The organism is Sphingobacterium populi, from assembly GCF_001586775.1.
GTDB classification, from domain to species: Bacteria; Bacteroidota; Bacteroidia; order Sphingobacteriales; family Sphingobacteriaceae; genus Sphingobacterium; species Sphingobacterium populi.
In genome coordinates this window covers 15,379-39,065 of sequence record NZ_LQXS01000008.1, presented here as the reverse complement: position 1 = coordinate 39,065, position 23,687 = coordinate 15,379, and the positions used below count along the sequence as shown (strand labels likewise).

The window sequence follows — 23,687 nt, the reverse complement described above, 5'->3', positions numbered from 1 at the left end:
AGTATAACTCCATCCCCCCATCCCCCAAAAAAAAAATTTGATCTGCCACATAGTTTTATAGTTTTCTTATTCATCTGCATAATAGTTTGTAAAATAATTAAAAAGCTCTTGTTAATTAATTATTAAATTCAATATCTTTGGACGATCCTATGAGTACCTACTTATGAATGCAGCGCAAACATTGGTAATGAAGAGTTTATGCTTTGCTAAAATGCAAGCGGTTGCGGATGTGGCCGCTCGTGCGGGCAAGAGCATTCCCAATGTGACAAAAACAATCAATGAGCTTACGGAACTTGGTGTCGTGCTTGAATGCGGATATGCCGTATCCAGTGGTGGAAGAAGACCGTTACAGTATCGGCTAAATCATCAAAACCTACCTAATATACTTTCCGTATCGATAGATCAGTATTATACCAGTGTGGCTATTTACGATCTATCTTTTGAGATTGTAACGCCTGTACAAACTATTTATAACCCAGTAAATAATGGTAATGAATGTCTGAGAGCCACAAAAGCCATCATTACAGAGGTAATCAATAACCATTCAGGTTCACCAATAATGGCGATCGGGCTCACAATGCCGGGATTTGTGGATTCTGCAACGGGTCAAAATCACTCATACACGGCTGACCATCCTTTATTTAATCTTTGTAAAACTATTCAAGATCTCTCTGGTATTCAGACTTTGATGGAAAATGATTCCACTGCAATTGCCATTGCCGAGAAGAATTTTGGTCAAGCATATCGCTCGCAAGATATCCTAGTAGTCAATCTCAACTGGGGAGTTGGGTTGGGTATGATTATTCACGATCGGCTTTTTAAAGGGCATAGTGGTTATGCAGGCGAGTTTAGTCATATTCCACTATCTGACGAAAACACGTTATGTTCTTGTGGCAAAAGGGGATGCTTAGAAGTAGAAGCATCATTATCTGCCGCAGTGAGTGCTGCTATGCAGCGACTAAGTCAAGGTGAGATATCTTCCCTACAGCAGACCTATTCATCGAAGGGACTTATTCATGGCGATCAATTGATGGATGCTGCTAATGAAGGCGATCAACTAGCCATAGAAACAATAAATAAAATCGCTTATATGTTGGGCAAAGGCATCGCTACGCTGATACATATTATCAATCCAGAATATGTTGTGATATCTGGGCGAGGGGCGAAGGTCGGGCGAATTTTACTTCCTCAGATTCAAAGTGCTTTGCTACAGTATAGCATTGACCGTCTTTCTAAACATACCACGGTGCTCGTTTCCGAGCTTACACAAGCGCAATTGCTTGGAGGAGCATGTGTAGCTGTAGAAAAGGCAAAATGGATTGTATAAATAACTATGAAAAAACAATTAACCTTAAATACAAACAACAAATGAGCAAATTTTACTACAAGTGCTGCGCTCTACTGTTGCTGCTATTATCAGTAAGCACAACAGTTACGTTTGCACAGCAAGCTGTAAGCGGTCGCGTGACCGGTGCAGATGGTCCACTTTCGGGTGTGACAGTGAGTGTGGTGGGGACTAGTCGGGGAACGCAATCAGACACCGACGGTAAGTACAGCGTTAATGTAGCTGCCGGAGAAGTTTTACGCTTCTCGATGATTGGCTTCGTATCGCAAGATTTTACAATAGGCACCAACAGAACGATCAATGTGGTGTTGCGAGAAGAAGCAGGTGAAGTCGGTGAAGTCGTGGTAACGGCGATGGGTATCAAGCGCGAAACCAAAGCATTGGGTTATGCCGCGACGACGATTTCTGCCAAAGAATTGACTGAAGCAGGGAATACCAACATCGGCTCGGCATTGTACGGTAAAGCACCAGGTGTGCAGATCACAACAGCACCAGGTGGTGCATCGAGTGCCGTAAACATGCAGATTCGTGGTATTAACTCGTTAAATTATAATCGTCAACCCTTATTTGTGGTAGACGGTGTAATGATTCGTAACGATCAGCAAGGCGGCGCGGCCGGGGTGAATAATACAGGTGGTATTACTAATCCAGGTGGACAGGCGATTTGGTCTGATAACAGAATCCGTGGTAACGGTATGTTGGATATCAACCCGAACGATATCGAATCGATGACGATCTTGAAAGGTGCTAGTGCTACAGCATTGTACGGATCGGATGCGGCGAGTGGTGTAATCGTGATCACCACCAAAAAAGGATCTAAAGATCGCGGCTTAGGCATCGACTTTAACTACACAGGTTCTGTAGAAACTGCAGCTTTCCTTCCACGCTTACAATATGAGTATGGCCCAGGATACGATGCAGCAACGAATTTGCAAGCAGGTGCTAACGAAGAAGGTTGGATTACAAATAATCCTTCTTTCCCAGGTGAGCGTCTTTTGAATTACAATGCTTGGGGACAATTTGGTCCTAAGTATGACGGCGGCGATGTGCGCTGGTGGGATGGCTCAGTACGTGCCTATTCTCCAAATAGAGGAAACTATGGCGACATCTTCCAAACAGGTCATAACAGCAACTTTAACGTGAGTGTTTCTAACCAAACCGAAAAGTTAAACTACCGCTTCTCGGCGACCAACATGGATTACAAAGCCATCGTACCAGGAAGTAGACAAAACAGAAGTACATTCAACTTAAATAGTAATGTGAAACTGCATGAAGACCTAAGTTTGGATGTAGTAGCTTCTTACATCTCTACGAAGACCAAAAATCGTCCAGGATTGATGGGTGATGTATTAGCATCGTATGGTGGTTTTTTCAGTGGTGCAGAAGATGTAGCGAAGATGCGCGACCAATTGTACCGTACTTCAGATGGTTATAAATTTTCAACCGTTGGATCTAACCGTCCGGAAGAATTTCCAGTAGCATACCGTGGTGTAAACTTATTGAATTACTTCTGGCAACAGAATCGTAATGAGTACACGGAGAAAGAAGATCGTTTCCTATCTAGTGCGACGATGAATTGGAAGATTATCGATAAGTTGAGCTTAAGAGGACGTCTTGGAACGGATGTTACTTCGTTAAACATCGAAAACAAAGAGCATAATGAATACGCTACTCGTTTTAACGAAACCAACAGTACGGGTAAATATGCTGTATCCAAAGGTCTGTATTCTATCGTTTATGGTGACGCCTTGTTAACCTATGCTGATAAAATTTCTGACGATGTAGATTTCAGCCTTAGTGGAGGTTTCCAATCTCGTATGGAAGACTACAACGATCAGTCGTCTAGTACAGAAGGTGGTTTAGTAACAGCCAACTGGTTCAGTTTAAACAACACCTTTGCGCAGGCAACTACTACTAATATGCGTAAGCAGCTGATCAAATATGCTTACTTTGGATTGGCCAATTTTAGCTACCGCAATTACCTATTCTTAGAGGCTACTGGTCGCCAAGAATATTCTTCGGCATTGCCTTCGCAAAACAATCCATACTTATACGGATCATTAAATACTGGTTTTGTATTTACAGAAGCATTCGAAACACCAGAATTCTTCAACTTTGGTAAGTTGCGTGCATCGTACGGTCTGGTAGGTAATGATGCGCCAATGTATGTATCTAATATTGCCTACAAGCAAAGTGCCATCATTACAGGCAACGGTCCAGTGCCGGCGTTAAACGTGAATGAAAACTACGGTAATTTTGACCTTAAGCCAGAGATGAAAACAGAGGTCGAATTTGGTTTGGATTTGAAATTCTTCAATAGCCGTTTGGGCTTAGATGTTTCTTATTACAATAATAAGATCAAAGATCAAATCATGCCATTGTCCAACGCTTTCTCGACAGGAGCGGTTACACAGATCGTAAACGTTGGTAATATCTCTAACCGTGGATGGGAAGTTTCCTTAACAGGTACACCGATTCGCAGTGAGCACTTTACGTGGAATACGCGTTTGAATTTTGCGAACAACCGTTCTCGCTTAGATCAATTGATTGATGGGGTTCCACGTTTGATCTTCTACGATGCAGATCAAAGTTCCATCCGTTTGGAAGCAAGACCAGGCGAGCTGTTAGGAAATATCTATGTGCATCCGCGTGCTACAAATGCAGACGGCCAATTATTAATTTCTGACGAAGGTAACTACATCATCGACAAAAGCACCTACATCAAAGCGGGTAACATCATGCCAAAAGCAATTGGTGGTTTGAGTAATACTTTTGCGTACAAAAATTTTGCATTCGACTTCACAGCAGATTATCGTTTTGGTGGCCAGATGATCTCTACTCCGCATAAATATGCTTACGGAGCTGGTCGTTTGGAAAGTACGCTAGAATACCGCGAAACAGGCATTACGCTAGAAGGTGTGAATGAAAATACTGGTGAGGCCAATAATGTAAATCTTACTGGTGCAGAATACTACATGAACAACTTCTACTGGGGTAACGATGCTTGGAATGAAAAAGCAGCGGTACTCGACAATAACTTCATCAAATTGCGTGAGGCGGTTATTTCTTACCGTATCCCTAGTTCATTCAGCGATCGCTTAAAATTAAATAACCTTCGTGTTTCATTGGTTGGTCGTAACCTGTTCTATTTCTACAGATCGATCAAAGACATTGATCCAGAAGCACCTGTCGGCAACTTCTGGTACTCACAAGGTATTGATATTGGTTCTACAGCAGCTACTAGAAGTTTTGGCTTCTCGTTAAATGCTAATTTCTAGGACGTACAGCAGTTAAAACGAAACAAACATGAAAAAGTTAAAAAATATTATATGTCTACTGGTTGCCGCAATTGCATTGACGGCTATGCAGTCTTGCAAAACCGAGTTGGACAACCGCTATATGGATCCGGAACAAACGGACATTCCAAATATCCGGGCTTTTATGACCCAGATATTAAATAATTCGCGCCTTCGTTCAGAATATTGGCACTACCGTACTTTCGTATTGCCGCACCATGCTCGATACACGCAAACCACGTACTTCGCTAATAACAATACGATGTACCAACAACAGGATTCGTATACCAACGATTACTGGAGAGATTTCTATTCTCCAGGTATGCTTGGTGTATTCCGTGTGATGGAGCGCACCTATGCGGCCATGCCAGAGGCAGAGCGCGCAGAGTACGATGCTTTCATGCATGCTACTCGCGTGATAGTGTATGGTCAGGCAGCGAAATTGGTAAACAATTTCGGTGACATTCCTTTCAGCGAAGCGGGAAGCTTGCCAGCTACAGATCAGATTGTGTTGGGGAAATTCGATGACCAAAAAGAATTGTATGATCAATTTATCGCCGCATTCACAGAAGCTGCAGAATTTTTCAGTACGTATCAAACAACGAATGACTTCATACGTGCCGATATCTTGAACAGAGGAAATGGGGAGAAATGGCGTCGTTATGCCAACTCATTGAAACTTCGTGCGTTGATGCAAATCTCTAACGCTGACGAATCAAGAGCGCGTACCGAAATTATGACGATGTTGAATGCACCAGAAATGTACCCTTTGATCGATGGTACACAAGCATCATTGGAAGCTGGAACTCGGGCTGACGTATTGAATCAAAAATTAACAACCTATACATCCAGTTTATTAGATGCTGTACGGGAGTTGAACACGCACTATGCACCAGATTATATGTTAAATACGGTGTTGAAAACAGCGAACGATCCTCGTATGGATGCGCTATTTGGTAAATATGGTAGAACAGAAGGTGGAAGATTTGTGCCGAATGCTGACTATCAAGCATTGCCAATCACGACTTCAGAGGCTACAGCAGATACGGAATACAGTAACGCTACACTGCGCCGTTATGCGATCGTCGATTCGACTACTTCTTGGATCAACAACAACCTTCCAGGCATATTGATGACGACTTCTGAGGTGAATTTCATCAAAGCAGAAGCGCAAGAGCGCTGGGGAAGTACGGCTGAAGCGCGTACAGCATACGAAACAGCGGTAGAGCAATCAGTAGATTTCTATTTTTACCTGAATGGCGCATCGTCTAACAGTTTGAAAGCGACAAGACCAACCGCAGATTCTGTCCAGACATTTATTAAAGAGTCTAATATTGCGTACGAAGGTGCTACACAAGCAAAACTACAATTGATCGGAACACAAAAATGGTTGCATTTTGGTTGGCTGCAAGCAGAGCAGGCGTGGGCAGATTACCGTAGAACTGGTTATCCAGTGTTGCCAGCATTCCCTGTTTCTAATCTAAATGGTTTCCAGAATCCTCCGGTACGTCTGTTGTATCCATCTAATGAGGTTACAAACAACAGTATGAACTATGAGGCGGTAAGATCTAAAGATACGCGTACTACTCGTATCTTCTGGGATGTGGATTAAACGCCTACATCTACCATATCATTGAAAAACAAAAAGGGTTGCTTCCATATCGGAAGCAACCCTTTTTTTGTACGACAACAGCACAGAAGGTGCTTAAAACAGCATCACGTATATGGATTACAATGAAAGAATCTCTACGATCCTAGTCAAGTTCGTGTTCACCTGCTTGATATGTTTAATTGCTTTTTCGAAAGGCGTATATTGTATCTGGCCACAAATCAATCCTGTCATCTCTCCGCGGCGACCTTCAATTAGGCCTTCTACCGCAGCAACACCCAATCTACTAGCCAGCACTCGATCCATACAAGTTGGCTTGCCACCGCGTTGGATATGACCTAGAATCGATACACGCACATCATAATGTGGGAAGTTTTCTTTGATCTTGTCTGCAACGACTAAACCGCCTTCTTTATCACCTTCGGCAACGATGATAATACGAGAAGACTTATTAGAACGAGATTTATCCAGACGCTTCATAATCGCGTCATAATCCACAGTTAACTCTGGAATTAATACCGCTTCAGCACCAGTGCTGATACCAGAGCGTAGCGCGATCAGACCCGAATCGCGTCCCATCACTTCGACAACGAAAACACGGTCATGTGACTCCGCAGTATCCCGAATTTTATCCACCGCATCTACCACCGTATTGATCGCCGTATCGTATCCTATCGTAAAATCAGTTCCAGCCAAATCATTGTCTATAGTGCCAGGCATGCCAATGATAGGAATGTCAAATTCTTCAATAAATTTAGAAGCTCCGGTAAATGTACCATCACCACCGATCACTACTAAAGCATCAATTCCAAACTTTTTTAGATTCTCATACGCCTGCTTGCGCCCTTCATACGTGCGAAACTCATCGCTGCGTGCCGTTTTCAAAACGGTACCCCCGCGCTGAATAATATTGGCCACCGATTTGGCGTCCATCGCTTCGATGTCATTATTTACAAGGCCATCGTATCCTCTATATACACCGTACATATTCAAACCATGGTAGATACCAGTTCGTATCACGGCGCGGATTCCCGCATTCATACCTGGAGAATCTCCCCCAGAAGTTAATACTGCTATGTTTTTTATTTGACTCATCAATAATTGTTTGTAAAGTAACAGGCAAAATCAATTAACCTACTTTTTGGCATTAAACGCATCAATACCGCTTTGCAAGAAAGCAGTATAACTCGCAATGTTGTAGTCCGCACCTGTTGGAGGTACCAACACATTTCCGTCGGAATCTACGATGACATACAAAGGCTGCGAATTGCTATTGAATGTATCTGCCTGAAAATCGCTCCACTTGTTACCTATTGTTTTTATTTTTTTACCACTATATGTAGAAGTATACTTCTCTTCCTCCGCTAATTCAGTGCGATCATCTACAAAAAGCTCTGCCATGACAAATTCTTCTCGCAGGATCTGCGCTACTTTTGGATCAGTCCATACATTGGCTTCCATTTGCCGGCAATTCACACAATTCCAACCCGTAAAGTCTATCAAAACAGGCTTATTAGCCTCCTTCGCTGCCGCTAATGCTTCTTCATAATCGTAGTACGGATCAAAGCCTTTAGGTGTACCACGGGAATGGAAGATATCATAGTATTTTTTCTTGGCAGAATCGGGCGAAACTGCACCGGCCGATTGTCCAAAGCCCGCGCTAAGATCAAAGTCTTGTGTAGCGCTTGGCGGCAAAAATGCCGAAATCGATTTCAGTGGTGCGCCCCACAATCCAGGTACCATATATACTACAAAAGCAAATACAATGATGGCAATAATTGTACGAGGTACAGAAAGGTGGCTCAAAGGGCTATCATGCGAGAAGCGAATCTTGCCAATCAGATACAAGCCCATTAAACTGAAGATAGCGATCCATAAGGATAGAAATACCTCACGATCCAACCAGTTCCAATGGTACGCCAAGTCCACATTCGATAAGAATTTGAGAGCTAAGGCCAATTCTAAAAACGCCAATACAATCTTCACACTATTGAGCCAACCTCCAGATTTGGGCATCGACTTCAGCATAGAAGGAAAGATAGCAAATAAGACAAAAGGAATGGCCAACGCAATCGCAAAACCAAGCATGCCGATTGCTGGTCCCAAGCGTTCGCCTTTGGAGGCTGCCTCGACCAAGAGCGTGCCAATGATCGGCCCAGTACAAGAGAATGAAACCACGGCTAAACTCGCGGCCATAAAAAACAAGCCGATAAAGCCTCCCTGATCTGATTTAGCATCAATCTTATTGACAAAAGAACTCGGTAAGGTCAATTCGAAAGCTCCGAAAAACGATGCTGCAAAGAATACAAGCAGTAAGAAGAAAAAGAAATTAAAGATGCCATTGGTCGATAAGGCGTTCAACGCATCGGAGCCAAAGGTAACCGTAATCAACATACCCAAGGCCACGTAGATAGCGATAATAAATAGGCCATATAATAATGCTTGCGAGATCGCAGCAGTTCGTGTTTTGGATTGTTTGGTAAAGAAACTGACCGTTAGCGGAACCATCGGGAAGATACACGGCATAATGAATGCCGCAAAACCACCTAGTAAACCTGCGATAAAAATACCCCACAAAGATTGTTTGGCATCTTGAGTCTGCGCTGCCTGCACCTCACCTACTACCTGATCGTCACTCAAGGTCGTATCTGCACCATCTTCAAACTGCAATTCAGCAGGAACCTCGATTAATTGTACTTCTTCTTCCTCAGCAGGAGATTCGGTGAACTCCACGCCCTCAAAAGGAATTAATGTGTCTTGCGCTCGTGTTACCAGCGCACCAAATGACAAGCTAAACAGGAGAGTAAGAATTGGTAGATAAGTTGCTATACGCTTCATATGCAAATTTGAAAACATCGTAAAAATAAAAAAAAGGCAGATAAGGCTGCCTTTTATATACAGATATTTACCTAATAATTATTTTACGGTAACCGAAAAGCTGTATTCATCTGGCGGCAAGCACTTAGTTTTGTCACAAGCCATAAACTCGACCGTGCCTGATACTTTGGTTGCTTTACTGCTATTCAGTTTTATTTTTTGCTGAAAAACTACCTCTTTATTATGATAAGGTACATCCATTTTAAAAACCTCTTCATATTTAGATTGTGGTTTTGGTTCTAACGTTTTGCCGATTAAGGCAAAGTCGTTAGATTTCGCAAAAGTAAAATTCGTGGCAGTCGGCCCACCATTTGGCACTGCCGTGCTATAGATGTGCCATCCGTTATCAATGGTAGCTTTTATAAATACTACAGCTTCATTATTATTTAATTTTTTAGTAGCTACTGTCCATTTTACAGGAGTATGTATTTGAGCGATGGCGCCAGAAAGCGCAAAAAATACAAGGGTAAATGCTAATAATGCTTTTTTCATACGTTATTACTCTTAATAATAAAAACGGCTTATCGCCGACTTCATTAAGACCACAGAAATATATGTGGGTTTAATGAATGGTTCAAATATAGGAAATAAAATCACCGTAGTAAGGTAACTTCTTTGAAGTAATACTGCTTCATTACACTGCCATGATGGATGTGTATAACACCTCTATTATCTACATGTGATATGTTGCCTTGAAACACTTCCCCGTCAGCCTCAAACCAAGATAAATCTCCTTTACGATAAAGTAAATCATTGTATGTTGAAAGTAAGCCATCGGGATTCGACCACTCAGCCTCATAATTTCTTTGAATAATAGACAGAATATTGGCACAGTGTTCCTCCATCGGCCGCTCTATCAGATCTGGAACCTCCCGCAGTAGTGAAGTCGCTTTTCGAGCGATATCGTCAGGAAAATCACGCTGCCCAATGTTTATACCTATTCCCACAATGCTGTATCGAATCTCCTTGCCTTTTATCGTGTTTTCGATTAGCACTCCGCATACCTTTTTGTCGCCTAGCATCAAATCGTTGGGCCATTTAATGGCGCATTGGTCGCTGTACTGGCTAAGCCATTGGTACAGGCTAACGCTAATCAATGTTTGAATTGCAAAAACATCAGCAACAACTAATTGTTTAGGAATCAAAATGAAACTAAATGTCAAACTTTCGCCCGCTACACTATGAAATGAATTGTCACGTTGTCCACGACCGTTGGACTGGTGCTTTGCCATAATGGCAGTAAAATTGTCACATGGCTTGAAATTTGAAGCTTCAGCTTTCAGGTAGTCATTCGTGGATGAAACCTCATCTACGATTATTATGTTCTGACCGGCGAAATCTCCCGAAAATGTGTTATTTTGCAAAGGAATAAAGATGAGTGACTCTCACCAAAAATAGAATATTTTTTAATGAGTAAAGACAAAAAGTTGTTGTCATCAGAGAATCTGGCAGAGATTGTCGTGTTAGGGATGCAAGAGAAGAAGGCTAATGACATCGTGCGATTGGACTTGCGGGAGCTGAATGGTGCTGTTTCAGATTACTTTGTGATCTGCCATGCAGATTCTAATGTACAAGTAAATGCTATAGCCAACAGTGTTGAACATGAAGTTTACAAAGTTTTAGGCCAAGATCCATGGCGCAAAGAAGGGCAGGGGAATGGTGAATGGATTTTGCTGGATTTTGTTGACGTTGTAGTGCACATTTTCAAGACTGATAAACGCAATCACTACGGAATAGAAGAGCTTTGGGGCGATGCCGATACCCTAGCATACCAAAGCGCCTAACGAGGCATATGTCTCAATTATCAATGTAAAAATGAAGAAAATACCAAATAAAAAGATTACCCCAATGCCGCCAAGATTCAGCATGATCTGGATTTGGATTGCCATGATTATTGGTTTTATAGGCTTACAATATTTCTTGCGATCGGAGCCATCCAAACGGATTACCTATCGTGAGTTTGAAACCAAAATGCTTATACCAGGGGATGTAGATCGCTTGGTAGCCTACAAAAACAATGATTTGTTGGAAGTCGAAGTTTATATCAAAAAGGACAAGCTCAAGGACGATGATAAGTACAAAGATGTGGCACCACGCGATAATGCACTAGCGTTATCCCCCAATGTAGGTCCACAATATCTTTTTACAGAACCGTCAGCAGAAATATTAGAGTCCAAACTGAAGGTTTCTCAAGATAGCTTGTCGGCAGATCACGCAGAAGTTTCTGTCAATTATGAAGACCGTTCCAACCCTTGGGCAGGTTGGCTCGTGTCGTTTATATTACCACTTGTCATTTTGGTGGCACTTTGGATGTTCTTAATGCGTCGTATGAGTGGCGGTGGTGCCGGCGGTGGCGGACAGTTGTTTAATATCGGAAAATCCAAAGCACAGCTTTTTGACAAAGAATCGCAAATCAACATCACATTCAACGATGTAGCGGGTTTAGAAGAAGCTAAAACGGAGGTTATGGAGATCGTTGATTTCTTGAAAAATCCGAAAAAATATACCGATCTGGGTGGTAAAATTCCGAAAGGCGCTTTATTGGTAGGCCCTCCGGGAACAGGTAAAACTTTATTAGCCAAAGCAGTTGCTGGTGAAGCACAAGTGCCATTCTTCTCGCTGTCTGGTTCAGATTTTGTCGAAATGTTCGTCGGAGTAGGAGCATCTCGCGTCCGCGACTTATTCAAACAAGCAAAAGAGAAAGCCCCGTGTATCATTTTCATTGATGAGATCGATGCGATTGGACGTGCTCGTGGCAAAAACTCCGTAATGGGAGGCAATGATGAGCGTGAAAACACGTTAAATCAACTTTTGGTAGAGATGGATGGTTTTGGCACCAACGTTGGCGTAATTATACTTGCTGCTACGAACCGATTGGATGTGCTTGATCAGGCATTATTGCGACCTGGACGTTTCGATCGTCAGATATCTATTGACAAACCAGATCTAATCGGTCGTGAGCATATTTTCAAAGTACACTTGAAGCCGTTGAAATTAGCGGAAGAAGTCGATGCGAAGAAGCTTTCTGCACAAACACCGGGTTTTGCAGGTGCCGAGATCGCCAACGTATGTAATGAGGCAGCACTCATCGCTGCTCGTAAAAATAAACCAGCGATTGATATGCAGGATTTCCAAGATGCAATCGATCGCGTGATTGGCGGTTTGGAAAAGAAAAATAAAATCATTTCCCCAGAAGAGAAGAAGATTGTGGCTTATCACGAAGCAGGTCATGCCATTGCCGGTTGGTTCTTAGAGCATGCCGATCCGTTGGTAAAGGTTTCTATCGTGCCTCGCGGTGTCGCCGCATTAGGCTATGCACAGTATTTGCCAAAAGAGCAGTTCTTGTATACAACGGAACAACTAGTAGATAGTATGTCGATGACTTTAGGTGGTCGTGTAGCAGAAGATATCACGTTTGGAAGAATCAGTACGGGTGCACAAAACGATTTGGAGCGTATTACGCAATTGGCTTATGCGATGGTTGCTGTATATGGTATGAATGACAAAGTGGGCAATGTCTCTTTCCGAGATGCATCTGGCGACGCACAATTCCAGAAACCATATTCTGATCAGACGGCTGAATTGATCGATGTGGAGGTACGTACGATCATTTCTTCGGTATATGAGCGTACTCGTCAGCTACTATTAGAAAAGCAAGAAGGTTTAATTGCTGTAGCAGAGAAGTTGCTAGAAAAAGAGATCTTGTTCCAGTCAGATCTAGAAGAATTGTTAGGAAAAAGACCATTTTCTAACCGAACAACGTACGAAGAGTTTGTAAATGGTGGAGTAGATGGAGGCGGAGTGCCGCAAACCGATTTGCAACTGCCGCCAATACAAGATGAGATTGTAGAAGGTGATCAGCCTGAAACGAACGACACGACGAATGAATAAATTAAAAATGATCGTTTATATATAAACTGGGAGGTGCAGCCGAATAACTTTGCTGCACCTTTTTTACTATGAATATCCGCAATACCACAGCCAAAGAGAAAATGCTGAAGCAAATCAGACAGGCATTGCTCCATAAGAGAGACAATCCTTATCCTGATTTTGAAGATACAGCGCTTTACGCCGACGAGGAGGAAGCATTGGACGTTACCTTTGCGCACGAATTCACGGCTGCCGGCGGCCATTTTGTATATTGTGATGGCGAAGTCGACCTCATTGAAAATCTTGTTGTATTGGTAGAACAACTGCAATCGACTAAGATTGCAGTTTGGGAGCCGCAATTGCAACGTTTGTTGGATCAGTTTGGCTTTCCGTATATGCGCTCTGATCAAGAGCTGGATCAGGTAGAGATTGGCATCACTTCGTGCGAATCATTAATCGCCAGAACGGGTAGTGTGCTTCTTTCTAATGCGAGTCCGTCTGGCCGTAGGCTGAGTATTATTGCACCTGTACATATTGTTTTCGCGACGACTTCTCAATTGGTGATGGATCTCAAACACGCGTATAAAAAAATACAAGATCGGTATCCGCAAGGTATCCCTTCTATGCTCACGACCGTCACAGGTCCGAGTGCAAGCAATGCAATTGGTTACAGCACGGTTGATGGTGGGCATGGCCCAACGGATTGTTACGTTTTTTTGACGGAAGATAGATTTTAAAATTATGTTATCAGATTATATTATTAATACACCGGTTGCCAGTGTCATCTTTGCGCTTACAGTGGGCCTGAGTATATACGCGTTTTCAAATCCTGAAATTTATGGTCGTATGATGCTGCATCCATACACCGTTTATCGGGATCGTACAAAGTGGCCCATGATGATTACTAGCGGTCTGATTCATAAGGATTGGACGCATTTGATCTTTAATATGCTAACCTTTTACTTTTTCGGGTTTGCATTAGAAGGTATCTTGGTGGCTCAGAGCGGTTCGATCGGACATATTTATTTTGCAGGATTGTATGTTGTTGCACTCGTATTGAGTGATATCCCGACGATTTTGCAGCAAAAGAATAATTATAATTATCATAGTTTGGGCGCATCTGGAGCTATTAGTGCCGTGCTATTTAGCTTTATTCTTTTCTATCCGCGTACCATGCTGTACTTATTTATGGCGATTCCGATTCCTGCCTTTATCTTCGGTTTCTTGTATCTAGGATATTGCATTTGGGCCTCCAAAAATGCGAGAGATGGTATAAACCATGATGCCCACCTGTATGGTGCATTGACCGGTTTGCTAATTACGTTGCTACTTTATCCGTGGATTTTACTTCATTTTGCCGAGCAATTTGGCCTTTAGTTCGCCCAATTCGCTTTATCTAAACTACGATACTGAATGGCCTCGGCGATATGTTGCACTTGTATATGATCACTTCCCTCCATATCGGCAATCGTACGCGCTACCTTCAGTATACGATCGTATGCTCGAGCAGATAAACCGAGGCGCTCCATCGCAGATTTAAGAAGCTGTTGGCTACCTTCGTCCAACCGACACATCTTGCGCACTAATGCCGGACTCATCTGCGCATTACTATACGTATTTTGAGCACCGCTAAATCGGGCTGCTTGCTGTGCTCTTGCTAGTACTACACGCTCGCGCACAGTATTGCTTTTCTCATTTCCTTTTTGCGCACTCAGCTCCTTGAAAGCGACTGGAGTAACCTCCACATGTAGATCTATTCGATCCATCAGCGGGCCAGATACCTTGCTTAAGTATCGCTGCACCGTTTGACCAGTACAGGTACAGCTTTTCTCCGGATGATTATAATATCCGCAAGGACAAGGGTTCATCGAAGCGATCAACATAAAGCTGGCTGGATAATCCACGCTGAATTTGGCTCTGGAAATAGTTATATTTCGCGATTCCAATGGTTGCCGCATTACTTCCAATACGTTGCGCTTAAATTCGGGCAATTCATCCAAAAATAGCACTCCATTATGTGCCAGAGAGATTTCACCGGGCTGCGGATTTGCTCCTCCGCCCACTAATGCGATATTCGAAATGGTATGATGTGGCGCACGGAATGGCCGAATAGTTAATATCGCATCATTGGTGTTCAGTTGGCCGGCGACAGAATGAATTTTTGTCGTTTCCAGCGATTCTTCCAATGTCAGCGGTGGTAATATAGTTGGCAAGCGTTTTGCCAGCATCGTTTTGCCAGCACCTGGTGGGCCGATAAGTATAAGATTGTGGCCGCCGGCGGCGGCGATTTCTAGGGCGCGCTTAATATTCTCTTGGCCTTGTACATCGGCGAAGTCCACCTCATGTGCATCTTGCTGTTGCGAGAATTTAGCAAGTATATCCATCTTTAGCGGTATTATTTTCTCCTGTCCTGACAGATGATTAATGACTTCTTTGAGATGTTGTGCGCCATAGACATCGAATCCATCAACTACTGCAGCTTCAGGCGCATTGGCTATTGGCAGTATGATGCCTTCAAAACCATCTTTCTTCGCTTGCAGTGCTATGGATAAAGCGCCTCGCACTGCCTGTAAAGAACCATCTAAAGATAATTCGCCCACAATTAAGTATTTATGTAAATCGATGGGCTGAAATTGATTCGAAGCGCCAAGAATGGCCACCGCAATAGAAAGATCATAAGAAGAGCCCTCCTTCCTGATGTCGGCAGGGAAGAGGTTTACAACTATTTTCTGCCGAGGCATACGTTTTCCAATAGCTGATATCGCACTTTCTATACGTTGCAGACTTTCTTTTACCGCGTTATCTGGTAATCCAACAATGTAGTATTTCGTTCCTGTGGTAATATTTACCTCCACTCCAATGGTGATAGCATCAATTCCATAACATGAGCTAGCGTATGTTTTTACGAGCATAATTTGGTATATTTATTGGACAGCAATGTCGCACAAATCTAAAGATAGTATTGTTCTTTTAAAGAAAATAATATTCATTTAAAGATATGCGTGTGTTTTCAGTACGCTCCTGAAAACACTTTGATCGATTTGCTGTTGTTTTAGTAGGTGAAAGATCACAATTGTACATTTAAATACTTATACACATGAATTATAGCGGAAAAGTTTTGACAGCATTGTTAACTGGTTTAGCAGCAGGAACGGTTTTGGGTGTTTTATTTGCACCGGAGAAAGGTTCTGAGACGCGCGATAAACTCAATGAATCGTTAGCGGATTTAGGTGATGCGATCAAGGAGCGTGCAGAAGAGCAATTAGATCAATTGAGCGATCTACGCGAAAAACTAGTAGCTTCTCTAAAATCTAAAGCAGCGAGAGCAGAGGAAATTATCGACGAAGAGATCGAAGAGCACGCATAATATGCCTTACCTATGCTTGTGCATAGGCTTATTAATTAACAAAAGTTAGGGGAGTCTCCGCCAGTTTGGATAGGGTAGGCAGATTCCTCCCAACCTATATTTGCATGATGGATCAAAAATTTTCATTTTCTGGGTCGTTCAATAAGTTGAAAGAATATATCGACACACAGATCGAGTTAGTAAAATTACGTTCTATTGCTCGCGGTTCTCGAATATTAGCGTCGCTGATTTTAGATGTCAGTAAAATTTTGCTTTCTCTGTTAGTCGTATTCTTTTTTGCTATGGCATTAGCCTTTTATCTTGGGCAATTGTTCAATAACTATGCGCTCGGATTTTTAGCAGCTGGTATTGCTTTTGCCATCATTATTGTCATTATCAATGTAGCCAAAGGCAAACTAGAGCTTCTGTTGATGGATCTGACGATAAGGAAAGTGCTGGGAAAATGGCATGAGGAAGATGATCATCTGGAAGAAGATCGCCTAAGCCGATTACGCAAGAAAGCGGCAAAAGCAGAAGAAGCAGCTGCCAAGATTAAGGAAGAAATAGAAATCATAGAAGATGAACACGAACAAACAATTGAGAAGTAAGATTACAAATGTCGATGATCTATTGAACGAAATCGATCGTATCAGTGTGCTTCGTGAAGAACAGGAGCTCTATTTTGGTAATCAATATAAACTCCTTAAGCATAAAATTGAGGCTCCCGTGCGCTTTGTTAATATGATTACCTCACATGTGCCAGGAGTGAGTCGCGTGCGCGATGTAGTATCATCTATCTCGACTAATAGTGGAAAGAGCTCCGGAAAATCAGACTGGATCACTAAAATATTGCGCCTTGCGACCCCTTTAGTATTGAATCGCACCCTGCTAAAAAATGCTGGTTGGTTTAAGAAAGCAGTCGTAACCGTAGCTTCGGAAACGGCTGTTGGTCAGGTTAATCAAAATAGTATCTCCAATGCAGTAGCTGGGATAGCTAGTTTTATCCGGCCAAAAAAGAAAGCTAAAAAAACCCAGTTGGTACCTGAGGGGATTACGGCAGAAGAAGCTGTAGAAGGTAATAAATACGGCATACCGAGAGATAGCGAGGCTTATTAGCTGAAAGTATATAACACCATTATACGCAAAAACGTGCGTGCCATTGGCACGCACGTTTTTGCGTATAAACACATACCGCCTTAATTTTCTTACTCAAAATTTCATAATTTTATGCTATAAACATTAATATAACACCTTGATTATGTGATTTTTTCTAGACTAAACTACCTAGTGTATATTTAAATTCGACGATGATTATGGCAGCGCAACAAAATATTGTACTCGACAGAAAGACATTCCTAATAGGCTATTATACCTCCTTGTTTGGCTTACTACTTATTTTATGTTGGCTTGGAGCATTTAAATTTACGGCTACTGAAGCCGCCGCCATACGGCCACTTTTAGAAAATCATCCGTTAAGCGGTTGGGCATATGCGTGGCTAAGCGAACAGATGATTTCCAACCTAGTGGGTAGTGTAGAAATTTTGACTGGAATCGCGATCATAATCGCGTTGAAAGTGCGAATATTTCGAACGATTTCCATTTGGGCACTAACCATCACACTACTTACCACACTCAGTTTCCTTTTTACTACGCCAGGAGTTTTTCGTATTGTGGATGGGATGCCTATCACGGATTTTTTTATACTGAAAGACCTACTTTTATTGGGCGGCGGATTAATGTTTTTAAGTGTGGATGCGAACGCGCTTTATCAGCGCAAATGAGGCTAATCTTAGCCAGATAGCGATCTTCTAATCCTGCTGTAATTTACTCTTAAAATCTTGATAAGCCAATATGATGCCTTCTTCCAATGCGGTCGTATGTTTCCATCCTAGGTTATGCAATTTGTTGACATCCATTAGTTTGCGAGGTGTGCCATCTGGTTTGCTGCTGTCATAACGTAAGGAGCCTTTATAACCGACGATTTCCTTAATCATCTGTGCAAGATCTTTGATGCTGATATCTTCGCCTACACCTACATTAATAAAACCACTTTCACTATACCTGTCCATCAAGAATACGCAAGCCTCTGCCAGATCATCAGCATATAGAAATTCACGCATTGGTGTACCCGAACCCCAAATAACCACTTCGTCCAACTGTTTCTCTTTGGCTTCATGGAATCGGCGAATCAATGCCGGCAGCACGTGAGAATTTTCTGGATGATAATTGTCATTCAAGCCATACAAATTCGTTGGCATCACCGAAATAAAATTATCGCCGTATTGAGCGCGATACGCTTCACACATTTTGATGCCCGCAATCTTGGCGATCGCATAAGGTTCATTCGTAGGCTCTAACAATCCTGTTAGCAAGGCATCTTCCTTTAAAGGTTGCGGTGCCATTTTGGGATAAATGCAAGACGATCCTAAAAACATTAATTTTTCAACCTGATGCACATGCGCTTGATGGATAACATTATTCTGAATCGCCAGATTCTCGTAAATAAAATCTGCCCGATAGGTATTGTTGGCCACAATACCGCCCACTTTTGCTGCTGCCAGAAAAACGAAATCTGGTTTTTCTAAGGCAAAAAACTGGGCTACGGCGTTTTGATCACGCAAGTCCAGATCCTTAGACGTTCTCGTAATGATATTTTCGTAGCCAAGTTGTTGCAACTTTCTATTGATCGCTGAGCCCACCATGCCTCGATGTCCGGCTACATATATTTTTGCTTTCTTATCCACTGCTGTTCCTTTTCGAGCGCCAATAGTACGCTTATTTTATCCCTTTTTTAAAATATACGCTATTTCTATTCGTAATACGACAAATATAAGGTTATTTTTGCGGCGATAATTGCGGCAAGCAGTGTCGTTTTAGACCACTTAACTTGGGGTACAACGATGTGTACGCAGCAATAGTAAACAGGATAAGATTAGTCATGGGAAAAGATAAGCTACGCAGATTTGCGGAGGTCGCTACATTTAAGAATGTCGTGCAGTTGGATGCTGGTAAAGATTTTAAAGGACAATGGGCCAAGGAATTTTTTGGGAATGATCAACCCATTGTGCTGGAATTGGCTTGCGGAAAAGGCGAATACACGGTCAACTTGGCAAAGCTTTTTCCAAACATTAACTTTATTGGTGTAGACTTTAAAGGAAACCGAATTTGGCGTGGTGCAAAAACGGCCTTGGAAGAAGGGATCGATAATGTTGGTTTTTTGCGCATTCAGATCGAAAGTATTCTAGAGCATTTTGCAGAAAATGAAATTTCTGAAATCTGGATTACCTTTCCTGACCCACAACCTCAAGATAGTCGCGAGAAGAAGCGCTTAACAAGCCCTCGTTTCTTAGAGAAATATAAAATAATTTTGAAAAATGATGGCGTGATGCACCTCAAAACCGATAACGATGGTTTTTATGCCTACACTCTAGAGCAAATCGCAGCCGGCAAAATGCCTGTAAAAAAGCAAACCACAGATCTATACGTATCCGATTTAGTAGACGAGGTATTGTCCATCAAGACGTATTACGAAAAGAAATACTTAGCAGACGACAAGAACATCAATTACGTGCAGTGGCAGTTCCCACAGTCTTAAGTATTATAATCCTGCCGAGTTAAATTGTAGATCGTACAGTTTTTTGTATGCGCCATCCAGCGCAAGCAACTCTTGATGCGATCCGGCTTCCAGCATTTCTCCTTTTTCTAACACGATAATCTTATCGGCTCGTTGGATGGTCGATAAGCGGTGGGCAATCACGATCGCAGTTCTGCCATCCATCAGGTTCTCAATAGCCGATTGGATCAATTGTTCCGTTTCCGTATCTACCGAAGAAGTAGCCTCGTCCAAGATTAATATTTTAGGATCGTGCACAAGCGCTCTGATAAACGAGATCAGCTGGCCTTGCCCTGCCGACAACGTAGATCCACGCTCTTGCACTTGGTAATTGTATCCTCCAGGTAACCTTTCGATAAATTCATGCGCGCCAACTTTCTTGGCCGCGTCAACGATAGCGTCCATCGAGATCGTGTGATCGTACAAATTGATGTTGTTGAGGATCGTGTCTGAGAATAAAAACACATCTTGCAATACCGTGGAGATCGTTTGTCGTAGGTAAGTCAAATCGTACTCGCGAATATCCACGCCGTCCAGCAATATTTGACCACGTTGAATCTCGTAAAAACGGCTCAAAATATTGATCGTAGACGATTTACCAGCACCAGTGGCGCCTACAAGTGCCAGCGTTTCACCCGGTTGCACCGTGAAGCTAATGTCTTTCAACACCCACTTTTCTTCGTTGTAAGCGAACCAAACGTTCTTAAATTCAATCCTACCACGTACCGAATCGGGCTTGTAAGTACCGTTATCTGGTGTGAATTCTTGCGTGTCGAGCACTTCAAAAATACGCTCGGCAGAGATCATACCCATCTGTAAGGTATTGAACTTGTCGATCAATTCGCGTATGGGCCGAAAGATCATCGTGATGTACATCAAGAAAGCGACCACCACGCCCGGCGAAATGGAATCTGCCAAGATTTGCTTTGCTCCATACCACACCAACAAACCAGTCGCTATGGCTACAATTACCTCCAGCACTGGGAAAAAGATGGAGAAATACCAGTTGGCGCGGATATGTGCATTTCTGTGCTCTGCGTTGATCTCCTTGAACTTCCGCATTTCTTGCTCTTCACGGGCGAAGTACTGAATAATAGCCATGCCCGAAATATGCTCTTGCAAAAAGGTGTTTAGATTCGAAACCCAAGTACGCACACTTTGAAAGGCCGACTTCATCGCTTCCTTAAAAATATACGTGGCTGCAATCATCAAAGGCATCGGAATCAAAACCACCAAAGTCAGGCGCCAATCCGTGTAAAACATGACGATCAAAATCACTACCAATTGCAATAGATCGCCAATAATTTGGATCAATCCTTCGGAGAAGATATTTGCGATTGTCTCTAAATCGGAGATTGTTCTGGTGATTAATCGACCGATGGGCGTGTTGTCAAAATACTTGAGACGTAAATTGGTAATGTGCTCGAATACCTGAATACGGATGTCGCGAATCACAGATTGTCCCAAGGTATTGGTCATCAAAGTGTGAAAGTAGCGGATCACCGTTTGCAGAAGCAACAGCGCGATCATAGCGATCAGCATTTTGGTTAATCCGCCCGGATTGCCTGCCAAAATATAGCGATCTACGGTATGCTCCACCAGCATTGGCAATGCGGGTGCTACCGCTGCCAACAAAATAGTGAGTACCACAGAAATCCAAAATACAGTGCGGTACGGGCGAATATATTGTGCTAGACGATTCAGTAATTTCGAATCGTAAGCTTTTCCAGCAATTTGTTCTTTCTTCACGATGGTTGATCGATATAGGGGTAGATAATTTGGGTAAGGTACAGACCGCAGGCAGGCACCGATGCACCGGCCTGACTTCGATCTTGACTTGCAATTACTTCAGCAACGTGCTCCACGGGCTTACCTTTTAAGCCAACTTCCAACAATGTGCCAACGATCGCACGCACCATATTGCGCAAAAACCGATCAGCTGTAATGTGAAACGTCAATCGTTGGCCGTCCAGTACCCAGCGCGCTTCCGTGATTGTGCATATATTGGTAAATACCTGCGTATGTGCCTTGCTAAAACAACCAAAATCCTTTTTGCCCAGTAACAATTGTGCGGCAGCATTCATTTTATCGACATCTGGCATGTCACGAAGCAACCAAGAAGCATCTTGCAAAAATGGATTTTTCGCCAAATGGATGTGGTATTCGTAAGATCTGGATGTCGCATCAAAACGGGCATGTGCTTCCGCATGTACCGGTAGCAATCGTTGTACGCTAATATCTGAAGGCAGTATGGCATTCAGGGCGTGGACAAATCTTTGCGGTGAGCTGATTTTTTCCGACGGAATATCCACATGCACATATAATTTTGTGGCATGCACGCCCGTATCGGTGCGTCCGGCACCGGTTGTTTCGACTTCCTCGCGCAAAACGGTTTGCAGCGCCTGCTGCAATTTCTCTTGTACAGAGACAGCATTCTGCTGGATCTGCCATCCGTGGTAGGCAGTGCCTTTGTATGCGATTTCCAAAAAGTAGCGTTGAGTGTTTGCTTGCACGGAGACAAAGTTACGCAATTTTACGTTGTCTGAATGTAAAGACCGCCGGTACAAAGTCGGATCTGTTTAACCAATCTGTCTGTACTTTTTACACTGGGGATAACTTGGCTTAACGCGGATATTTTTAGTACCTTTAAATCGTATAAAAGAAGAAACGACCATGAAAACACTAAAAGGGCCAGCGATCTTTTTGGCACAATTTATTGATAATACCGCACCGTACAATACGTTAGAAAATATTTCCAAATGGGTAAAATCATTAGGATATGTCGGCGTGCAAGTGCCGACCAATGATCCGCAATTTTTTGATATGCAAAAGGTGGCAGAAAGCAAAACCTATGCAGACGAAATCAAAGGCAGGTTAGCGGAAATCGGAGTAGAGATTACCGAGTTGTCTACGCATCTACAAGGACAGTTGGTGGCTGTACACCCAACTTATGATAAATTATTCGACGGATTTGCGCCAGCAGCCGTACACAATAATCCAAAAGCACGTACCGAGTGGGCAATTGATCAACTAAAATTAGCGGCTAAAGCATCGGCCAACTTAGGTTTGAATGCACATGCTACCTTTAGCGGTTCATTGTTATGGCATATGGTATATCCTTGGCCGCAGCGTCCGGCAGGTCTGGTCGAGACGGGTTTCAAAGAGTTAGCCAACCGCTGGTTGCCGATTCTGGATGAGTTCGATCGTCACGGTGTGGATGTATGTTACGAAGTGCATCCTGGAGAAGATTTGCACGATGGTGTTTCGTACGAACGCTTTTTAGAAGCCGCTAACAATCATCCAAGAGCGTGTTTATTATACGATCCATCGCACTTATTGTTGCAGGGAATGGATTACCTGAGCTATATAGATCACTATCATGAGCGGATCAAAATGTTCCATGTGAAAGATGCGGAGTTCAATCCAACAGGTAAACAAGGCGTTTACGGCGGTTATAGCAATTGGTTGGATAGAGCAGGTCGCTTCCGTTCGCTTGGCGACGGACAGGTCGATTTCAAATCCATCTTTAGCAAATTGGCCGCTTACGACTACGAAGGTTGGGCAGTGCTAGAGTGGGAGTGTGCCATCAAAAACAGCGTCGATGGTGCCACCGAAGGCGCGCAATTCATCAGCGACCACATCATTAAAGTAACCGAGAGAGCATTTGATGATTTTGCGGCTACAGGATCTGATGAAGATTTTAACCGCGGGCTGTTAGGAATATAATTGTG

21 protein-coding genes are annotated in these 23,687 nt (G+C 42.8%); 13 read left to right on the top strand and 8 right to left on the bottom strand.

Annotated elements, in window-relative coordinates; genetic code table 11:
* The first annotated feature begins 187 nt into the window (after positions 1–187).
* Genes A0125_RS14910 through A0125_RS14900 form a run of 3 tightly spaced genes read left to right on the top strand, consistent with a single transcriptional unit; the run spans position 188 to position 6,253 of the window.
* Positions 188–1,327, top strand: a complete 1,140-nt coding sequence (locus tag A0125_RS14910) for an ROK family protein (protein ID WP_197464901.1) — start codon at positions 188–190, stop codon at positions 1,325–1,327.
* 41 nt (positions 1,328–1,368) lie between these two features.
* The gene (locus A0125_RS14905; RefSeq protein ID WP_066758161.1) at positions 1,369–4,623 is read left to right on the top strand and encodes a SusC/RagA family TonB-linked outer membrane protein; all 3,255 of its coding nucleotides are present in this window, start codon (positions 1,369–1,371) and stop codon (positions 4,621–4,623) included.
* Between the two features lie 28 nt (positions 4,624–4,651).
* Positions 4,652–6,253 carry a SusD/RagB family nutrient-binding outer membrane lipoprotein gene (locus A0125_RS14900; RefSeq protein WP_066758152.1) on the top strand — a complete coding sequence of 534 codons (1,602 nt, stop codon included), beginning with the start codon at positions 4,652–4,654 and terminating at the stop codon, positions 6,251–6,253.
* Between the two features lie 117 nt (positions 6,254–6,370).
* Here the strand turns inward: A0125_RS14900 and pfkA are convergent, their stop codons facing one another.
* The 4 genes from pfkA to A0125_RS14880 form a co-directional block, all read right to left on the bottom strand.
* The gene (gene pfkA, locus A0125_RS14895) at positions 6,371–7,345 is read right to left on the bottom strand and encodes a 6-phosphofructokinase (protein ID WP_066758146.1); all 975 of its coding nucleotides are present in this window, start codon (positions 7,343–7,345) and stop codon (positions 6,371–6,373) included.
* 39 nt (positions 7,346–7,384) lie between these two features.
* Complete coding sequence (locus A0125_RS14890) at positions 7,385–9,088, bottom strand: protein-disulfide reductase DsbD family protein (protein WP_066758145.1); 1,704 nt, start codon at positions 9,086–9,088, stop codon at positions 7,385–7,387.
* 78 nt (positions 9,089–9,166) lie between these two features.
* Positions 9,167–9,619 (bottom strand): protein-disulfide reductase DsbD domain-containing protein, encoded by a 453-nt coding sequence (locus A0125_RS14885; RefSeq protein WP_066758144.1) that lies wholly within the window; start codon positions 9,617–9,619, stop codon positions 9,167–9,169.
* Positions 9,620–9,720: 101 nt separating this feature from the next.
* Positions 9,721–10,491, bottom strand: a complete 771-nt coding sequence (locus tag A0125_RS14880; protein ID WP_066758143.1) for a biotin--[acetyl-CoA-carboxylase] ligase — start codon at positions 10,489–10,491, stop codon at positions 9,721–9,723.
* A 45-nt stretch (positions 10,492–10,536) separates the two neighbouring features.
* Here A0125_RS14880 and rsfS point away from each other — a divergent pair, with 45 nt between their 5' ends.
* The 4 genes from rsfS (at position 10,537) to A0125_RS14860 (ending at position 14,374) form a co-directional block, all read left to right on the top strand.
* On the top strand, positions 10,537–10,911 hold the full coding sequence (rsfS, locus tag A0125_RS14875; RefSeq protein ID WP_066758141.1) for a ribosome silencing factor: 375 nt from the start codon (positions 10,537–10,539) through the stop codon (positions 10,909–10,911).
* Between the two features lie 31 nt (positions 10,912–10,942).
* The gene (ftsH, locus tag A0125_RS14870) at positions 10,943–13,018 is read left to right on the top strand and encodes an ATP-dependent zinc metalloprotease FtsH (RefSeq protein WP_066758139.1); all 2,076 of its coding nucleotides are present in this window, start codon (positions 10,943–10,945) and stop codon (positions 13,016–13,018) included.
* A gap of 68 nt (positions 13,019–13,086) precedes the next feature.
* A complete protein-coding gene (locus tag A0125_RS14865) occupies positions 13,087–13,734 on the top strand; it encodes a LutC/YkgG family protein (RefSeq protein WP_066758137.1) in 648 nt (215 codons plus the stop codon).
* A 4-nt stretch (positions 13,735–13,738) separates the two neighbouring features.
* The gene (locus A0125_RS14860) at positions 13,739–14,374 is read left to right on the top strand and encodes a rhomboid family intramembrane serine protease (protein WP_066758135.1); all 636 of its coding nucleotides are present in this window, start codon (positions 13,739–13,741) and stop codon (positions 14,372–14,374) included.
* Here the strand turns inward: A0125_RS14860 and A0125_RS14855 are convergent.
* Positions 14,371–15,909: a YifB family Mg chelatase-like AAA ATPase gene (locus A0125_RS14855; RefSeq protein WP_066758133.1), complete on the bottom strand. Its 1,539-nt coding sequence runs from the start codon at positions 15,907–15,909 to the stop codon at positions 14,371–14,373. The genes A0125_RS14860 and A0125_RS14855 overlap by 4 nt on opposite strands.
* Before the next feature lie 185 nt (positions 15,910–16,094).
* Here A0125_RS14855 and A0125_RS14850 point away from each other — a divergent pair, with 185 nt between their 5' ends.
* From A0125_RS14850 to A0125_RS14835, 4 genes are all read left to right on the top strand, one after another.
* Positions 16,095–16,364 carry a YtxH domain-containing protein gene (locus A0125_RS14850; RefSeq protein WP_066758130.1) on the top strand — a complete coding sequence of 90 codons (270 nt, stop codon included), beginning with the start codon at positions 16,095–16,097 and terminating at the stop codon, positions 16,362–16,364.
* Positions 16,365–16,468: 104 nt separating this feature from the next.
* A complete protein-coding gene (locus tag A0125_RS14845) occupies positions 16,469–16,951 on the top strand; it encodes a hypothetical protein (protein WP_197464900.1) in 483 nt (160 codons plus the stop codon).
* Complete coding sequence (locus A0125_RS14840; protein WP_066758127.1) at positions 16,923–17,459, top strand: hypothetical protein; 537 nt, start codon at positions 16,923–16,925, stop codon at positions 17,457–17,459. Before A0125_RS14845 ends, A0125_RS14840 begins: the two co-directional genes overlap by 29 nt.
* A gap of 197 nt (positions 17,460–17,656) precedes the next feature.
* The gene (locus tag A0125_RS14835; protein WP_066758158.1) at positions 17,657–18,124 is read left to right on the top strand and encodes a DUF417 family protein; all 468 of its coding nucleotides are present in this window, start codon (positions 17,657–17,659) and stop codon (positions 18,122–18,124) included.
* Positions 18,125–18,151: 27 nt separating this feature from the next.
* Here the strand turns inward: A0125_RS14835 and fcl are convergent, their stop codons facing one another.
* Positions 18,152–19,087, bottom strand: a complete 936-nt coding sequence (gene fcl, locus A0125_RS14830; RefSeq protein ID WP_066758121.1) for a GDP-L-fucose synthase — start codon at positions 19,085–19,087, stop codon at positions 18,152–18,154.
* Positions 19,088–19,281: 194 nt separating this feature from the next.
* Here fcl and trmB point away from each other — a divergent pair, with 194 nt between their 5' ends.
* Positions 19,282–19,938, top strand: a complete 657-nt coding sequence (gene trmB / locus A0125_RS14825; protein WP_066758119.1) for a tRNA (guanosine(46)-N7)-methyltransferase TrmB — start codon at positions 19,282–19,284, stop codon at positions 19,936–19,938.
* 3 nt (positions 19,939–19,941) lie between these two features.
* Here the strand turns inward: trmB and A0125_RS14820 are convergent, their stop codons facing one another.
* Entirely contained in the window at positions 19,942–21,705 is a 1,764-nt protein-coding gene (locus tag A0125_RS14820; RefSeq protein WP_066758116.1) for an ABC transporter ATP-binding protein, read from the bottom strand.
* Entirely contained in the window at positions 21,702–22,469 is a 768-nt protein-coding gene (gene truA, locus A0125_RS14815; RefSeq protein ID WP_066758113.1) for a tRNA pseudouridine(38-40) synthase TruA, read from the bottom strand. The genes A0125_RS14820 and truA overlap by 4 nt, the downstream gene beginning before the upstream one ends.
* A 160-nt stretch (positions 22,470–22,629) precedes the next feature.
* Between truA and A0125_RS14810 the strand changes: the two genes are divergently transcribed.
* Entirely contained in the window at positions 22,630–23,682 is a 1,053-nt protein-coding gene (locus A0125_RS14810; protein WP_066758111.1) for a sugar phosphate isomerase/epimerase family protein, read from the top strand.
* Positions 23,683–23,687: the final 5 nt, after the last annotated feature.

Bases quoted from the DNA above. Each gene is read 5' to 3' on its own strand.
- A0125_RS14860 (WP_066758135.1), top strand. From the start codon at position 13,739: ATGTTATCAGATTATATTATTAATACACCGGTTGCCAGTGTCATCTTT.
- A0125_RS14910 (WP_197464901.1), top strand. From the start codon at position 188: ATGAAGAGTTTATGCTTTGCTAAAATGCAAGCGGTTGCGGATGTGGCC.
- A0125_RS14900 (WP_066758152.1), top strand. From the start codon at position 4,652: ATGAAAAAGTTAAAAAATATTATATGTCTACTGGTTGCCGCAATTGCA.
- pfkA (WP_066758146.1), bottom strand. From the start codon at position 7,345: ATGAGTCAAATAAAAAACATAGCAGTATTAACTTCTGGGGGAGATTCT.
- A0125_RS14905 (WP_066758161.1), top strand. From the start codon at position 1,369: ATGAGCAAATTTTACTACAAGTGCTGCGCTCTACTGTTGCTGCTATTA.
- trmB (WP_066758119.1), top strand. From the start codon at position 19,282: ATGGGAAAAGATAAGCTACGCAGATTTGCGGAGGTCGCTACATTTAAG.
- A0125_RS14850 (WP_066758130.1), top strand. From the start codon at position 16,095: ATGAATTATAGCGGAAAAGTTTTGACAGCATTGTTAACTGGTTTAGCA.
- A0125_RS14810 (WP_066758111.1), top strand. From the start codon at position 22,630: ATGAAAACACTAAAAGGGCCAGCGATCTTTTTGGCACAATTTATTGAT.
- A0125_RS14835 (WP_066758158.1), top strand. From the start codon at position 17,657: ATGGCAGCGCAACAAAATATTGTACTCGACAGAAAGACATTCCTAATA.
- ftsH (WP_066758139.1), top strand. From the start codon at position 10,943: ATGAAGAAAATACCAAATAAAAAGATTACCCCAATGCCGCCAAGATTC.
- rsfS (WP_066758141.1), top strand. From the start codon at position 10,537: ATGAGTAAAGACAAAAAGTTGTTGTCATCAGAGAATCTGGCAGAGATT.
- A0125_RS14885 (WP_066758144.1), bottom strand. From the start codon at position 9,619: ATGAAAAAAGCATTATTAGCATTTACCCTTGTATTTTTTGCGCTTTCT.
- A0125_RS14840 (WP_066758127.1), top strand. From the start codon at position 16,923: ATGAACACGAACAAACAATTGAGAAGTAAGATTACAAATGTCGATGAT.
- A0125_RS14890 (WP_066758145.1), bottom strand. From the start codon at position 9,088: ATGAAGCGTATAGCAACTTATCTACCAATTCTTACTCTCCTGTTTAGC.
- A0125_RS14865 (WP_066758137.1), top strand. From the start codon at position 13,087: ATGAATATCCGCAATACCACAGCCAAAGAGAAAATGCTGAAGCAAATC.
- A0125_RS14845 (WP_197464900.1), top strand. From the start codon at position 16,469: ATGATGGATCAAAAATTTTCATTTTCTGGGTCGTTCAATAAGTTGAAA.
- A0125_RS14855 (WP_066758133.1), bottom strand. From the start codon at position 15,909: ATGCTCGTAAAAACATACGCTAGCTCATGTTATGGAATTGATGCTATC.